This window comes from Azospirillum brasilense, from assembly GCF_001315015.1.
In the GTDB taxonomy this organism is placed as follows: Bacteria; Pseudomonadota; Alphaproteobacteria; order Azospirillales; family Azospirillaceae; genus Azospirillum; species Azospirillum brasilense.
Genome location: NZ_CP012916.1, coordinates 350,022 through 363,971, shown reverse-complemented (window position 1 = coordinate 363,971; position 13,950 = coordinate 350,022). Strand labels below are relative to the sequence as shown.

11 protein-coding genes are annotated in these 13,950 nt (G+C 68.4%); 8 read left to right on the top strand and 3 right to left on the bottom strand.

Annotated features, from left to right (window positions below):
• The first annotated feature begins 139 nt into the window (after nt 1-139).
• The 3 genes from AMK58_RS23090 (at nt 140) to AMK58_RS23080 (ending at nt 3,189) form a co-directional block, all read left to right on the top strand.
• The gene (locus tag AMK58_RS23090) at nt 140-835 is read left to right on the top strand and encodes a GntR family transcriptional regulator (RefSeq protein ID WP_035679376.1); all 696 of its coding nucleotides are present in this window, start codon (nt 140-142) and stop codon (nt 833-835) included.
• A 91-nt stretch (nt 836-926) separates the two neighbouring features.
• Entirely contained in the window at nt 927-2,498 is a 1,572-nt protein-coding gene (locus AMK58_RS23085; protein ID WP_035679394.1) for a malonate--CoA ligase, read from the top strand.
• Nucleotides 2,499-2,622: 124 nt separating this feature from the next.
• Nucleotides 2,623-3,189, top strand: a complete 567-nt coding sequence (locus tag AMK58_RS23080; protein WP_059399505.1) for a TetR/AcrR family transcriptional regulator — start codon at nt 2,623-2,625, stop codon at nt 3,187-3,189.
• Nucleotides 3,190-3,290: 101 nt separating this feature from the next.
• On the opposite strand, the gene AMK58_RS23075 is transcribed toward AMK58_RS23080, so the two are convergent.
• Genes AMK58_RS23075 through galE form a run of 3 tightly spaced genes read right to left on the bottom strand, consistent with a single transcriptional unit; the run spans nt 3,291 to nt 6,090 of the window.
• Nucleotides 3,291-4,469 carry a DUF2336 domain-containing protein gene (locus AMK58_RS23075; RefSeq protein WP_035679379.1) on the bottom strand — a complete coding sequence of 393 codons (1,179 nt, stop codon included), beginning with the start codon at nt 4,467-4,469 and terminating at the stop codon, nt 3,291-3,293.
• 50 nt (nt 4,470-4,519) lie between these two features.
• Nucleotides 4,520-5,056, bottom strand: a complete 537-nt coding sequence (locus AMK58_RS23070) for a MarR family winged helix-turn-helix transcriptional regulator (RefSeq protein WP_051140661.1) — start codon at nt 5,054-5,056, stop codon at nt 4,520-4,522.
• A 14-nt stretch (nt 5,057-5,070) separates the two neighbouring features.
• The gene (galE, locus tag AMK58_RS23065; RefSeq protein ID WP_035679381.1) at nt 5,071-6,090 is read right to left on the bottom strand and encodes a UDP-glucose 4-epimerase GalE; all 1,020 of its coding nucleotides are present in this window, start codon (nt 6,088-6,090) and stop codon (nt 5,071-5,073) included.
• A 501-nt stretch (nt 6,091-6,591) separates the two neighbouring features.
• Here galE and AMK58_RS23060 point away from each other — a divergent pair.
• The 5 genes from AMK58_RS23060 to AMK58_RS23040 all read left to right on the top strand — a co-directional run bounded on the left by AMK58_RS23060 (nt 6,592) and on the right by AMK58_RS23040 (nt 13,949).
• Nucleotides 6,592-8,313, top strand: a complete 1,722-nt coding sequence (locus AMK58_RS23060; protein ID WP_035679382.1) for a type I secretion system permease/ATPase — start codon at nt 6,592-6,594, stop codon at nt 8,311-8,313.
• A complete protein-coding gene (locus AMK58_RS23055) occupies nt 8,310-9,683 on the top strand; it encodes an HlyD family type I secretion periplasmic adaptor subunit (protein WP_035679384.1) in 1,374 nt (457 codons plus the stop codon). The genes AMK58_RS23060 and AMK58_RS23055 overlap by 4 nt, the downstream gene beginning before the upstream one ends.
• A 71-nt stretch (nt 9,684-9,754) precedes the next feature.
• Nucleotides 9,755-9,970: a hypothetical protein gene (locus tag AMK58_RS23050; RefSeq protein ID WP_035679385.1), complete on the top strand. Its 216-nt coding sequence runs from the start codon at nt 9,755-9,757 to the stop codon at nt 9,968-9,970.
• Between the two features lie 731 nt (nt 9,971-10,701).
• A complete protein-coding gene (locus AMK58_RS23045; RefSeq protein WP_035679387.1) occupies nt 10,702-11,523 on the top strand; it encodes a calcium-binding protein in 822 nt (273 codons plus the stop codon).
• 74 nt (nt 11,524-11,597) lie between these two features.
• Nucleotides 11,598-13,949, top strand: coding sequence for a glycosyltransferase family 2 protein (locus AMK58_RS23040; protein ID WP_059399504.1), 2,352 nt, complete (start codon nt 11,598-11,600; stop codon nt 13,947-13,949).
• The last annotated feature ends 1 nt before the right edge of the window (nt 13,950 follow it).

Here is a 13,950-nt window from a genome sequence, read left to right as displayed (position 1 = left end):
GTGGCCCGGAGTCCAAGGCGGATCTCCGGTTCTCATTGTTGGGTGGAAGGACTATCATGCTGGATACCCGCTGTCCATCTCTTGTATACAGAGACAGGGGCGGCGGAAGGCCGCGGACGAGGAAGGGGACACGCTCGGGATGAGCGACCGGATTGCCGCCGGCAAGACCGCCGACAAAAGCGCCACCCGCGCCGACGAGGTGCGGCTCGCCATCGAAGAGGACATCTTCCTGGGCCGGCTGCGCCCCGGAACCCGGCTGGACGAGGAAAGCCTCGCCCAGCGCTTCAACATCTCCCGCACCCCGATCCGCGAGGCGATCCTCCAGCTCGTCCACGCCGGGCTGGTGGAGAAGCAGCCGCGCCAGGGGGCGGTGGTGGCGCCGCTGAAGCTGCACCGCATGGTCCAGATGTTCGAGGTGATGTCGGAAATCGAGGGACTCTGCGCCCGCTTCGCCGCCCGCCGCATGTCGGAGGAGGAAAAGGAGGCCCTGAAGCGCCTGCACGACACCTCGAAGGCGCATATGGAGGCGCGGGAGCTGGACGCCTACTACGCGGTCAACCGCTCCTTCCACGAGGCGGTGCAGGCCGGCAGCCACAACGAGCCGCTGCAGGAGATCGCGCGGGGGCTGTTCGCCCGGCTGGCCCCCTACCGCCGCTACCAGCTCAACCACCCCAACCGCGTCAAGGACAGCTTCACGGAGCATGATGACGTGGTGGAGGCGATCCTGGCCGGCGAGCCGGAGGCCGCCTACGCCGCCATGCGGCGGCATGTGACCATCCAGATCGACATCTTCACCGAATTCGTGTCCATCATGGGCGGAAACGAAATACAATAGCCCGTCCTTACGTATACAAAGCTGTGGCCGGCGGCATGCGCCTGTGCTAAAGCCTGGACACCGGATCACCGGGTGCATGGAGGGAAAAACGATGTCCGAAGCGGGTGGCAATCTGGTGGGTGGCAATCTGTTCGAGCTGTTCCGCTCCCGTTTTCCGGCGGACCGCAGCCGCCCCTTCGCCGAGACCGAGCCCGGCACCGACAAGGCGCGCACCGTCACCTACGGCGACCTTGAAGCCCTGACCGGCCGCTACGCCAACCTGCTCGCTGACCTCGGCCTGAAGAAGGGCGATCGGGTCGCCGTGCAGGTGGAGAAGTCGGTCGAGAACATCATCCTCTACCTCGCCACCGTGCGGGCGGGCGGCGTCTTCCTGCCGCTGAACCCGGCCTACACGAAGGCGGAGGTCGAGTATTTCCTGACCGACGCGGAGCCGCACGTCTTCGTCGCCCGACCCGAATCCGCCGACGCGCTGCGCGAGGTCGCCGACAAGGCCAAGGTCGCCCATCTGCTGACGCTCGGCACCCACGGCGAGGGCACGCTGCCGGAGCAGGCCGCCGGCAAGGGCGCGGACTTCGCGACCGTCCCGGCCGAGGCCGACGATCTCGCCGCGATCCTCTACACCTCCGGCACCACCGGGCGGTCGAAGGGCGCGATGATGAGCCACCGCAACCTCGGCTCCAACGCGCTGACGCTGCACAAATACTGGGGTTTCCAGCCGGACGACGTGCTGCTGCACGCCCTGCCGATCTTCCACACGCACGGCCTGTTCGTGGCGACCAACTGCGTGCTGCTGAACGGCTCCTCCATGCTGTTCCTGCCGAAATTCGACGCCGAGCAAGTGATGGGGCTGCTGCCGCGCGCCACGGTGATGATGGGCGTGCCGACCTTCTACACCCGCCTGCTCGCCCATCCCGGCCTGACGCGCGAGGCCACGGCGCACATGCGACTGTTCGTCTCCGGCTCGGCGCCGCTGCTGGCCGACACGCACAAGGAGTTCTCCGCCCGCACCGGCCACGCCATCCTGGAGCGCTACGGCATGACGGAGACCGGCATGCTGACCTCCAACCCGCTGGACGGCGACCGCATCCCCGGCACGGTCGGCTTCCCGCTGCCCGAGGTCTCGGTGCGCGTCGTCAACCCGGAGACCGGTGCCAGCCTCGGCACCGACGACATCGGCATCATCGAGGTGGCTGGGCCGAACGTCTTCTCCGGCTATTGGCGGATGCCCGAAAAGACGAAGCAGGAGATCAAGCCGGACGGCTTCTTCATCACCGGCGACGTCGGCAAGGTGGACGGGCGCGGCTATGTGCACATCGTCGGGCGGGCCAAGGACCTCATCATCTCCGGCGGCTTCAACGTCTACCCGAAGGAGGTCGAGACGGTGATCGACGGCATCGACGGCGTGGTCGAATCGGCGGTGGTCGGCCTACCTCACCCCGACTTCGGCGAGGCGGTGACCGCCGTCGTCCTGCGCAAGCCCGGCAGCGCCACCCCGGACGAGGCGGCGGTGATCGCCGTCTGCAAGGAGCAGCTCGCCAACTTCAAGGTGCCCAAGCGCGTCTTCTTCATGGACGAGCTGCCGCGCAACGCCATGGGCAAGGTGCAGAAGAACCTGTTGCGCGACGCCCACAAGGAGCTGTTTATCGCGGCAAAGGCGCGCTGAGGCGCGCCTGGCTTTCCTTCTCCGGCCACATCCGGATAAGGTCCGGCACTGTTTCCACCCGGCGGATTCTGGACAGGCCAACGGCGAATCGATACGCTGCCGTATGGTCTCCGGAGTGTTGCCGATGGAAGCGAAGACGCTGAACCGTGAATCCTGGCTGTCCGCCGCCTTTTCCGCCCTGGCGGAGGGCGGCGTCGAGCAGGTGCGGGTCGAGCTTCTGGCCAAGCGGCTGAAGGTGACCAAGGGCAGCTTCTACTGGCACTTCCGCGACCGGATGGAGCTGGTGGAGGCGATGCTGGAAGGCTGGAAGACCGGCCGCATCGAGGCGATCAAGGCGCAGACCCGGCTGGACGGCCGCACGCCCGCCGAGGGCTTGCGCTACGTGCTGTCGCTGTACGGCGGCAGCAACAACCCGCGCGGCATCGCCATAGAGTTGGCGATGCGCGACTGGGCGCGCCGCGACCCCCGCGCGTCCGAGATCGTGGCGGAGGTCGACCGCGAACGCCTGCGCTGCGTGTCGGAGCTGTTCGCTGGCATGGGGTTGGATTCCGACGACGCCTTCGCGCGGGCGTATCTCTTCTACTCGTTCATCTTTGGAGAGGGACTGCTGGCACGCTCCGCCGCGCCGGACCGCTTCGAGAAGGCGCGGGACATTTGCGGGAAGGTGCTGGTGCCGGAGGGGGTTATCTAGCGAGGCCCCCACCCTTCCCACGGCTTCGCCGCGGGCCCCTTCCCTCCCCCGCCCAGCGGAGGAGGGTCAGGGTGGGGGCAAGCGTCGCCCCATCCGCACCCTCACGTCCCCGTCCCGCGCACCGGCGCGAAGGGCAAGCCCGCCTGATCCAGCGCGCGGTCGATCACCTCGTCCGACGCGCCGTCGAAGAGCTGCAACAGCAACTCGTCCACCGCCCACTCGTTGGTCGGGGTCAGGGCGGCGAACAGGTCGGCCATGACCTCCGCCTGGAAATCGTCGCGGCGGTTGTCGCTGCCCTCGTAGCCCATGCGTTTGGCCGTGGCGATCGCCACCTGGAAAGGCGGCACCAGGACCGGCGCGACCGACGCCTTCTTCAGCACCGCCCGCAGCCCCAGCGCCCCGTCGTCCCAGGCCAGCTTGCGGGCGTTCTCCGCCGGGATGCCGGCCTTCGCTCCCAGCCCCGCCGCGAACAGCGCCACGTCGCCCGCGCACAGCACGCGGAACAGCAGCGCCGCGGTGAAGCGTCCGTTGGCGTGCAGCCAGCGGGCCACCGCCTCCACATCCTCCGAGCCGCGGAGCGCCGGGCGCAGCAGCCGCAGCGTCGCCGACTCGCGCCCGCGGTTGGCCAGCCGGTCCACCAGATCCTTGGACAGGCCATGGCTGTGGGCCAGCGTGGCGCGCACCGCGTCGGAGACGAAGGCGACCAGCCGCTCCACCACGGCCAGCGGCAGGCCGGGACGGGTCGCCGCCGCCTCGCTGACCATGCGCACGCGGCCGAAGCGGTCCAAGGCCCGGTGCAGCGCCGGTTCCGCCAGCTCCGCGCCGGGGTTGCGCAGCAGCGCGGTCACCACCGCGACGTTGCCGGTCTCGACGACCGCCCCAGCCACCCGCGCCGACACGGTGTGGCGGTTGGCGACGGCCATGTGCTTGCCGGCGTCGGGGTCGGCCAACACGTCGAGCAGCAGCTCGTCGCTGAGGCTCCCGGCGTCGCGCAGGATCGGAAAGGCCACGCGGGCCACGTCCTTCACCAGCCGCTCGGCCAGTTCCGCGGTCAGCATGGCGTTGTTGCGGATCTGCCAGGCCACGGCCTCGCGCACCGCCACCTGGGCGTCAGCGGCGAAGCAGTGCATGACCTCCAGCGCCAGCGACCGTTCGGCGTCGGTCAGCCCGCCTTTCTCCAGATCGCCGGCCAGCTTCTGCATCGTGTCGATGCGGGCCTCCGCCGACGAGGATTCGAGCAGGCGCTCGACGTCGCGGATGGACAGGGATGAGTCGGTCATGTGCGGATGCCTGCGGATGAAAGATGCATAGGACGGTTCAATCGAGCCACTCAATCGAGGCCCTGGCCGGCGTAGCGGACCATGTCGCCCCAGATGCGGTCGAGCCGGCGCAGCGTGCGGTAGGCGGCCTTCAGATCGGCCGCCTCCGCCTCGTTGCGGACCAGGGCGGTGGCCTGCACCTGCTCCAGATTGAACAGCTCGTCGCGCAGCGTGCGACCCTTGTCGGTCAGGCGCAGACGGGCCGTGCGGCGGTCGCGCTGGCTGGCGCCGCGGTCGATGTAGCCAGCCTCGACCAGGATCTTCAGGCTGTAGGAGGCGTTGGACCCCAGGTAATAGCCGCGCTCCATCAGGTCGCGGACCGACGGCTCGTCGTCGCCGATCAGCATCACCATCAGCGCCTGGACCGGCCCGATGTCGTCGATACCCTGCCGCAGCAGGCCGGCCCGCACGACGTCGAGGAAGCGGCGGTGCATCCGCTCGATCAGCCGGGCGAGCCCGTGATACTCGGCCAGTTCCGCCGCGTCGATGGCATCCGATTTGGCTTCGGCCGGCTTGGCTTCGCCGCCCGCCCGGCGCTGCGTGCTCATCCCTCGTTTCTCCGTCACTCGGCGGCCTGCGCCACGGCCGGGCCGCGGTAGCCGCCCGGATGGCGGCGGCGCCATTCCCACGCGCTGCCGATGATGCTGTCCAGATCGGGGAAGCGCGGGGACCAGCCCAGCTCGCCCCGGATGCGCTCCGACGAGGCGATCAGCACCGCCGGATCGCCGGCGCGGCGCGGCCCGACCCTGACCGGGACCGTCAAGCCGGTGACCCGCTCCGTCGCCGCGATCACCTCGCGGACGCTGTAGCCCGTGCCGTTGCCCAGGTTGAAGCGGACGCTGCGCGTCTCCAGCGCCGGCAGCACCCGCAGATGCGCGTCGGCGAGGTCGCAGACATGGATGTAGTCGCGCACGCAGGTGCCGTCCGCCGTCGGGTAGTCGTCGCCGAAGATCTCGATGTGCGAGCGCCGGCCGCTGGCCGCGTCGAGCACCAGCGGGATCAGGTGGGTTTCCGGGGCGTGGTCCTCGCCCAGCGTGCCGTTCGGGTGCGCGCCGGCGGCGTTGAAGTAGCGCAGGCAGGCGGAACGCAGGCCGTGGCAGCGGTCCGCCCAATGCAGCGCGCGCTCGATGAAGAATTTGGATTCGCCGTAGGGGCTGCCCGGATCGATGGTGGTCTCCTCGTCGATCGGCAGACGCTCCGGCGTGCCGAACAGGTTGGCGGTCGAGGAGAAGACCATCTTGCGCACGCCCGCCGTGGTCGCCGCACGGATCAGGTTCAGCGAGTTGACGGTGTTGCCGTGCAGATAGAGATGCGGGTCGCGCATCGATTCACCGACCAGCGAGAGGGCGGCGAAATGGAACACCGCGTCGAATCGCCATTCGGCAAAGACGCGGGTCAGCGCGTCCATGTCGGCAAGGTCGGCTTCAACGAAGGCGGCGTCGGACGGCACGGCGGCGCGGTGGCCCTGGCGCAGGTTGTCGAGCACGACGACCCGGAAGCCGCGGTCGAGCAGTTCGGCCACGCAATGACTGCCAACATAGCCGGCACCGCCGGTTACGAGTACGGTGTGGGGCGTGTTCATCGTAAATATTCCTTGGATTTTAGAAATATTCGTCAGTCCAGACACCCGCCGGCATCAAAGGATCGTACATCCCCCGGTGGCAAGTGCAAGAGTTCCGCGATGCACCATGCCGTCAATTCAGACGGAAGACCAGTTGACGAAAAAGAGACACGGGCGCCTTGAAATGCTTGGCGCATGATCGGAAAAATGTTTTAAAACAATATTTTACAGCGCTGCAAATACCTCTTTCGATCAATGTCGGACGGGGTAAGGGCTCAAAGTTGTCACACGCCGCAGCGCAGCGTCGGACGTAAGCGGAAATGGAGCGGGACCAGTCTTCCCGCTATGGGCGGCCTTTGTCCGGACTTCGTCTCAAAAGGAGTTCATGCGACGCGGCCGCATCTCAACATTTCGTTAACCATGAAACCCTTTGCATGGCCGGCTTCATGGCCCGCCCCCAAACCTGAGAACGCAGGACTCCGGAACGCGGCCGGAACGCGGGACGCAAGAAAAGGAACTGGCATGAGCGGTACGGATCGGACCCTGCTGACCCAAGCCTACCGAAAGATCGGACGCGGCCTGCTGCTGGCCGGCACCCTCACCTTCTTCGTCAACATCCTGATGCTGGTGGTGCCGCTCTACACGATGCAGGTCTACGATCGCGTGATGAGCAGCCGCAGCCTGGAGACGCTGACGATGCTCGCGGTGATCTCCGTGGGCGGGCTGGTGCTGTACGGCGTGCTGGATTTCATCCGGGCTCGCGCCTTCCTGGTCTGCGGGGCGGTGATCGCGCACCGCTTCAATGTGCCGGCGCTGCAGGCGGCGATCGTGGACGCTCTGGGCGGCGGGACGCGCAACGCCGGCCAGACGATGCGCGACCTGAACGACCTGCGGAACTTCATGACCAGCAACGCCGTGGTGGTGCCGCTGGACCTGCTGTGGACGCCGATCTTCCTGGTCATCCTGTTCATCCTGCACCCGATCTACGGCTGGATCGCGGTGGGGTCGGCGCTGCTGCTGCTGACCATGAACGCGCTGACCGACGCGCTGACCCGCCGCCCCATCGCCGACGCGAACGAGGCGTCGGCCAAGGTCTTCGCCGACGTCGCCAGCACCGTCCGTCACGCCGAGGCCATCGAGGCCATGGGCATGCTGCCGCCGCTGGCCCGGCGCTGGCAGATGGCGCAGATCGGCTCGGCCTCGCTGATCGACCGGGGCGTGGTGCTGTCGCGCGGCATGGCCTCGGCTTCCCGCTCGCTGCGCCTGATCCTGCAGATCGCCACCATCTCCGCAGGCGCGGCGCTGGTCATCCGGAACGAGGCGTCGCCGGGCAGCATGATCGCCACCGGCATCATCATGGCCCGCCTGCTCCAGCCCTTCGAGCATCTGGTGGAGAACTGGCGGCAGTGGATCGTCGCCCAGACGGCCCACAAGCGCATCCGCGAGCTTCTGAACGGCGAGGGCGCGCGGCGCAGCACCATGCCGTTGCCCCGCCCCGACGGGCGCCTGACCGTCGACCGCGTCAGCCATGTGCCGAAGGGCCTGCAGCGCCCGGTGCTGCGCGGCGTCTCCTTCGCGCTGGAGCCGGGGGAGGTGCTGGGGATCATCGGCCCGTCGGGGGCCGGCAAGTCGACCCTCGCCCGCCTGCTCGTCGGCATCTGGGAACCCACCGCCGGGGGCATCTACCTCGACGGCACCAGCACCTTCCTGTGGGAGCGCGAGAGCTTCGGCCAGTATGTCGGCTACGTCCCGCAATCGGTGGCGCTGCTCGACGGCACCATCGGCGAGAACATCGCCCGCATGGCCCAGGCCGACCCGGCGGAGATCGTGCGCGCCGCCCGGCTGGCCGGAGTCCACGACATGATCGGGCGCCTGCCCTTCGGCTACGACACGCCGGTCGGCGAGAATGCCTTCGCCCTGTCCGGCGGGCAGCGGCAGCGCATCGCGCTGGCCCGCGCGCTGTTCGGCAAGCCCCGCCTGATCGTGCTGGACGAGCCCAACTCCAACCTCGACCATGAGGGCGAGCAGGCGCTGCTGACCGCGATCAACCACGCGCGGCGCGACGGCGCCACCATCGTGATGGTCGCGCACCGCCCCTCCATCGTGTCGGTCGCCGACAAGCTGCTCGTCCTCAAGGACGGCATGGTCGAGCATTTCGGCGAACGCACCGACGTGCTGAAGATGGTCCAGCCCGGCGGCGCCGTGAAGGTGGCCCGGCTGGTCCGGACGGGAGAATCCGCATGACCGACACGACGCTTTCCCAGCCCGCGAACGCGCCTTCCCCCCTCACCGCCGCCTGGGCGCCGGTCATCGACGTGACGCCGCACGAACCGACGCTGCGCGGCACCGCGCTGGCGGGTGCGCTGGCCGTCGCCATCGGCTTCGGCGGCTTCTTCGGCTGGGCCTTCACCGCCAGCCTGGACAGCGCGGCCATCGCGCCCGGCACCATCATGGTGGAAAGCCACCGCAAGACCGTCTCCCACCTGGAGGGCGGCATCCTCAGCGAACTGCTGGTCAAGGACGGCGACATGGTCACGGCCGGGCAGGTCCTGCTGCGGCTCGACACCACGCAGAGCGGCGCCGTGGTCGCCCAGCTTCACGGGCAGTACTGGACCTCGCTGGCCCGGCTTGCCCGGCTGCGCGCCGAGCAGACCGACGCCAAGACCCCGGTCTACGCCGACGAGCTGGTGGCCGCCGCCAAGACCAGCTCCGTCGCCGCCGAGGCGCTGGCCGCCGAACAGCGCCTGTTCGAATCGCGGCGCGACGCCTATCAGGGGCAGATCTCCATCCAGCGCAAGCGCATCGGCCAACTCCGCGACGAGTTGGTGGCGCTCGAGTCGCAGCGCGTGGCCGCCAACGACCGGCTGCGCTACACCCAGGACGAGCTGCGGATCGTCGAGACGCTGCTCGCCAAGGGCTACGAGCGCAAGCCGCGCATGCTGGAGCTTCAGCGCAACGTCGCCGACACCAGGGGCCGGCTGGGCGAGATCCAGGCCGACAAGTCGAAGGCCGAGCAGGGAATCGCCGCGGCGGAGCTGGAGATCATCAACCTCGGCAACACCCGCCGGTCGGAGGTCGGGAATGAGCTTCAGACCATCCAAGCCACCGTCTCCGACTTGTCGGAGCGGCTGCGCAGCGCCGGCGACGTGCTGAAGCGCCAGGAACTCGTCGCCCCCCAAGCGGGCCGGGTCACCAACTTGCGCTTCTACACGCCGGGCGGCGTCATACCGACGGGCCAGGGCATCCTCGACATCGTCCCGCAGGACGATGGGTTGATCGTCGAGGCCCGCGTCGCCCCTGCCGACGTGCAGAACATCGACGTGGGCGGCAGCGCCATGGTGCGGCTGGTCGGCTACCGTCAGCGGCTGGTCCCGCCAGTCCAGGGCAAGGTGCTCACCCTATCCGCCGACCAGCTTGAGGACGAGCGGACCGGGCAGGCCTATTTCCTCGCGCGGATCAGTCTCGACGCCGCGGCGCTGAAGGCGCTGCCAAACGTGGACCTGCATCCCGGCATGCCGACCGAGGTGATGATCCATGGGCACACCCGCAAGGCCATCGAGTATTTCCTGACGCCGTTGACCGACGGCATGAACCGCGCCTTCCGCGAGAACTGACCGCGCCGCCGCGCTGGATCATTTCGCACGCTCCCCCGTTGCCCAGCAGGCAAGAAAAGGAGCGTGCGAGCATGACCACACAGTGGGACCGGAACACCCTGAAGCGCGTCGCCGACGCCATCGGCGACGTCCATCTCTACGACAAGCACCACACCGGCGAGTTCATCGCCATGCGTCTGCGCGATTCGCTGGCCGACAACCCCGGCTATGATCAGGCGGCGGTCGACGACAAGCTGATGCAGTTGGCGCGGGTCGCGTTGGATGCCGCCGAGGCCGGAAAAGTCTGATCCGGCCCGCATGCCGAACAGACGCAAGTAAAAAAATTTTGCCCTTTCGGGGGCGTTGCCACAGCCATCCGGCGGCGTTCCGCTCGACATCGGCGGGCTGCCGGAGTGGCTTGGACATCGGGCAGCGCCTGTTCGGGTGGCCTGACGGAGCGCGTTTCGCACACCGCGCACCCCCAAGCGGCCCGCACCGCTCAGCCACCGCTTTCAAATTCCGACTTTCAAAACCGCCTGCTTTCTTCGATGGATTTTTAAAAGCCAGTGTTTTGAATGCCCCGCAGCATCGTCGGATACCCCCGAAGAGCAATGATCAACGGCGTAATCCTAAGCCAAACGCATAGGACTTGCGGGTCATTTCAAGGCATTTCGTCAAATTTCGACAAAACCGTCTTCCGGGCTTCTTTAAAAGTATTTCGAGCAAACAATTCCGCCACTTCCGCTGATCATGAGTCTTTATCTTGGGTGGAGACCGTAAAGCCACTGATACGCCACGACGTCCAAAATTAGATGTTTAGATTTTCGAAGGGCTTTGAAGACAAGGTGACAGGAATGACGTAATGAACGTTGATGATTATTGTGTTTTGACTCTATGAACTCAACATTTGCCTGGGTTTGACCTTAGTTTTGTCACAGCCCCGCCGAACGGTATTTGGGTAAAGGCTTAGGGGTACCTCGCCATTTCGGGGTAGGAAATCCCCCACCCCACCGAATCCCATCGTTAAGGAGTATCATTCATGGCCACCCTTCCTGGCGGCAACTATGACGACGTCATCACCGGCACCAACGGCAACGACTTCATCGACGGCGGTAAGGGCGATGACATCCTGATGGGTGGCAACGGCCACGACACCATCCTGGGCGGCGACGGCCGTGACGCCCTGTTCGGCGGGAACGGCAACGACCTGCTGAGCGGCGGCAGCGGGGCCGACGTCCTCGACGGCGGCAACGGCAACGACACGCTGGATGGCGGGGACGGCGACGATTACCTGTCCGGCGGCAACGGCGACGATGTGCTGATCGGCGGCCGCGGCAACGACATCCTCGACGGCGGCAACGGCGACGACGTCCTGAACGGCGGCGACGGCGCCGACATTCTGAAGGGCGGCAACGGTGACGACGTCCTGATGGGCGGCGGCCACAACGATTACCTGGACGGTGGCGCCGGCAACGACATCCTGATGGGCGGCACCGGTGACGACATCCTGAAGGGTGGCGAGGGCGACGATTACCTGGATGGCGGTGCGGGCAACGACATCCTGGAAGGCGGTGCGGGCAACGACATCCTCGTCGGCGGCGCCGGCAACGACATCTTCGTCTTCTCCGGCGGCGGCGGCCAGGACGTCGTTCTCGACTTCCGCGCCGGCGAGGACGTCCTCCAGATCGAGCGCAACATCAACGGCCTGGAGATCAACGACGCCTCCGATCTGGCGGCCCGCGTCACCGACATGGGCGGCAACGCCGTCATCGATCTCGGCAACGGCGACAGCATCATGCTGAAGGGCGTTTCGGCCGACGAAGTTCACAACAACCCGAACGACTTCTTCGTCATTCACTAAAGCCGTAACCCCCCCAGGGACCGGACCGGCGGCGTGCTGAAGCCACGCCGCCGATGGGTCCGGCTAAGGAACGCATGACCGTGCTCGCCGTCCTGCCGGCCTCCGCCTCCATCGCGTCCGCCCAGCTCCATGCGCTCGGCGACGACTTCGTGCTCGCTTCGTGGGAGAGCGACGGACCGGAGCCCTCCGGCCGCGTCGTTCCCACCCTCGACGGCGAGGAGGTCCGGCCCCCCTACACCACCTTGTCCGTCCGGACGAGCTGGGGTGGGCAGCGGGTGCTGTCGATCCTGCGGGCGCCCCGGACCTCCGGTGCGCCCGTCCGTTTCGTGGCCCAGGGCCGCGTCGTCGCGGAGGCCCTGGCCGAACCGCAGGTTCCCGATCCCGACCCCGCCTTCCTGCTCGGCAGCCTCGACGCGCCGTCGCGGCTGCGCGTGGTCCGTTTCCTCTTCGATTTCGCGCGCTCCACCCCGGCGCTGCGCAGCGACGCCGGCTTCGCCGCGGTGTGCCGCCGCATGGTGCTGGAGCTGTCGCCCACCCCCTCCCCGCTGGTCGCCCGCGCCCTGGCCACCGACGAGCTTCTGCTCTGCGGCGGGTCGCTGTCGTCGGGCTTCGGCGAGGTGACGGGGGCGGTCATCATCACTTCGGGCGCCGTCGGCCCCTCTCCCTTTGACGTCTGCGTCGGCTCCGCCCTGGACCGGCGCGGGCGCGCCGCCATGTCGCTGCTGGTCGACAAGGCGCTGTGCGCGCCGGGCAACCTGCTGGTGGTTCTCGGCCGCAATGGGCTGGCCTGCCGCGCCTTCTCGGCCGTGGCGCCCAACCTGCCGAGCCTGACCGAGCGGCTGTCCACCCGCCGCGACACGCCGCTGGAGCTGCGCCAGTACATCCTGAACGCGCTCGCCCAGCGCGGGCGGTCGGACGCCACGGCCGCGGCGGCGGTGCGCGAGCTCCAGGTGCTCGCCCCGCTGCCCAAGCGGCAGGTCGCCGACGCCAAGCGCTCCATCGGCGCCGCCCTCGACCTCGCCGTTCCGACCGGCGACGGCGGGCTGTTCCTGGCCGGCTGGGTGCACGATCCGCACGGCCTGTCCGGCGGCCTCACCGTGCACACGCCCTTCGGCGGCGAGCGCCGGCTGGAGGTTCTGGAGCACCGCTTCCCGCGCGAGGACGTGGCGAAGCTGTTCGGCACCGCCCCCTCCACCGACCGCAGCGGCTTCGTCGCCTATCTGCCCGGCGCGCCGGAGCCCGCCGCGGCGCTTCAGGTCCATGCGGAGCTTCGCCTCGGCTCCGGCGGGTCGATCCGGCTGGTGCCGCCGCTGCGCCCGCTGTCGCCGGCCGACGCCCGCGCCGCGGTGCTCGGCAGCCTGCCGCCGCAGCACGCGACCCCGCTGGTTCTGGAAACGGTGATCGCCCCGGCCGTGGCACCGCTCCACGCCGCCCACATGGCCAGCCGCAGCGAGCCGGAAACCGTCAGCTTCGGGCGCATCCCGGAGACGCCGGCCGTCTCGGTCATCATCCCGCTCTACAAGGCGCTGGAGTTCCTGCGCTTCCAGCTCTCCAGCTTCGCCACCGATCCCGGCATGGCCGGGGCGGAGCTGATCTTCGTGCTCGACAGCCCGGAGCAGCGCGACGAGCTGGTGCACATGCTGCACGGCTTCCACGCGCTCTACGACCTGCCGATGCGGGTGCTGGTGCAGCCGGCCAACTACGGCTACTCGGCGGCCAACAACGCCGGCGTCGCGGCCTCCAGCGGGCGGACGCTGCTGTTCCTGAATTCCGATGTGATCCCCGACCAGCCCGGCTGGCTGCCCGTCCTGCTCGCCGCGCTGGAGCGCGCGCCGGGGGCCGGGGCGGTCGGGCCGAAGCTGCTGTTCGACGACGACAGCCTGCAGCACGCCGGCCTCTACTTCGACCGCGACGTCCGTGGGCGCTGGTACAACCATCACTTCTTCAAGGGCTTGCCGCGCGACTTCCTTCCCGCCCGGCGCGAGCGCAGCGTGCCCGGCGTGACCGGCGCCTGCCTGATGATGACCCGCGAGACCTTCGACGCCGTGGGCGGCTTCTGCGAGGACTACGTCATCGGCGACTACGAGGACTCCGACCTCTGCCTGCGCGTCCGCAAGGCCGGGCTGGACATCCGCTACGTCCCCTCGGTCGAGCTGTACCATCTGGAGCGCCGCTCGATCAGCCGGCACCAGGGTTACACCCGCGGCGTCGCCTCCGAATACAACGGCTGGCTCCACGCCCGCCGCTGGGCCGCGATGATGGAGGAGCTGACCGCCCGCGACTGGAGCGCGTTGCCGCCGCCGCCCGCGCTGGAGGACAGCCTGATGCGCCCCCTGTCGGCGGCCCCCCCCACGGACACCGCCCTTCCCGTTGCCGTTCCGGGCAAATCCCGCCTGTTCGGGCGCGCGAACCGGAACCGGAGCTGAC

Bases quoted from the DNA above. Each gene is read 5' to 3' on its own strand.
- AMK58_RS23070 (WP_051140661.1), bottom strand. From the start codon at position 5,056: ATGAGCACGCAGCGCCGGGCGGGCGGCGAAGCCAAGCCGGCCGAAGCC.
- AMK58_RS23090 (WP_035679376.1), top strand. From the start codon at position 140: ATGAGCGACCGGATTGCCGCCGGCAAGACCGCCGACAAAAGCGCCACC.
- AMK58_RS23085 (WP_035679394.1), top strand. From the start codon at position 927: ATGTCCGAAGCGGGTGGCAATCTGGTGGGTGGCAATCTGTTCGAGCTG.
- AMK58_RS23080 (WP_059399505.1), top strand. From the start codon at position 2,623: ATGGAAGCGAAGACGCTGAACCGTGAATCCTGGCTGTCCGCCGCCTTT.
- AMK58_RS23075 (WP_035679379.1), bottom strand. From the start codon at position 4,469: ATGACCGACTCATCCCTGTCCATCCGCGACGTCGAGCGCCTGCTCGAA.
- AMK58_RS23045 (WP_035679387.1), top strand. From the start codon at position 10,702: ATGGCCACCCTTCCTGGCGGCAACTATGACGACGTCATCACCGGCACC.
- AMK58_RS23040 (WP_059399504.1), top strand. From the start codon at position 11,598: ATGACCGTGCTCGCCGTCCTGCCGGCCTCCGCCTCCATCGCGTCCGCC.
- AMK58_RS23060 (WP_035679382.1), top strand. From the start codon at position 6,592: ATGAGCGGTACGGATCGGACCCTGCTGACCCAAGCCTACCGAAAGATC.
- galE (WP_035679381.1), bottom strand. From the start codon at position 6,090: ATGAACACGCCCCACACCGTACTCGTAACCGGCGGTGCCGGCTATGTT.
- AMK58_RS23055 (WP_035679384.1), top strand. From the start codon at position 8,310: ATGACCGACACGACGCTTTCCCAGCCCGCGAACGCGCCTTCCCCCCTC.
- AMK58_RS23050 (WP_035679385.1), top strand. From the start codon at position 9,755: ATGACCACACAGTGGGACCGGAACACCCTGAAGCGCGTCGCCGACGCC.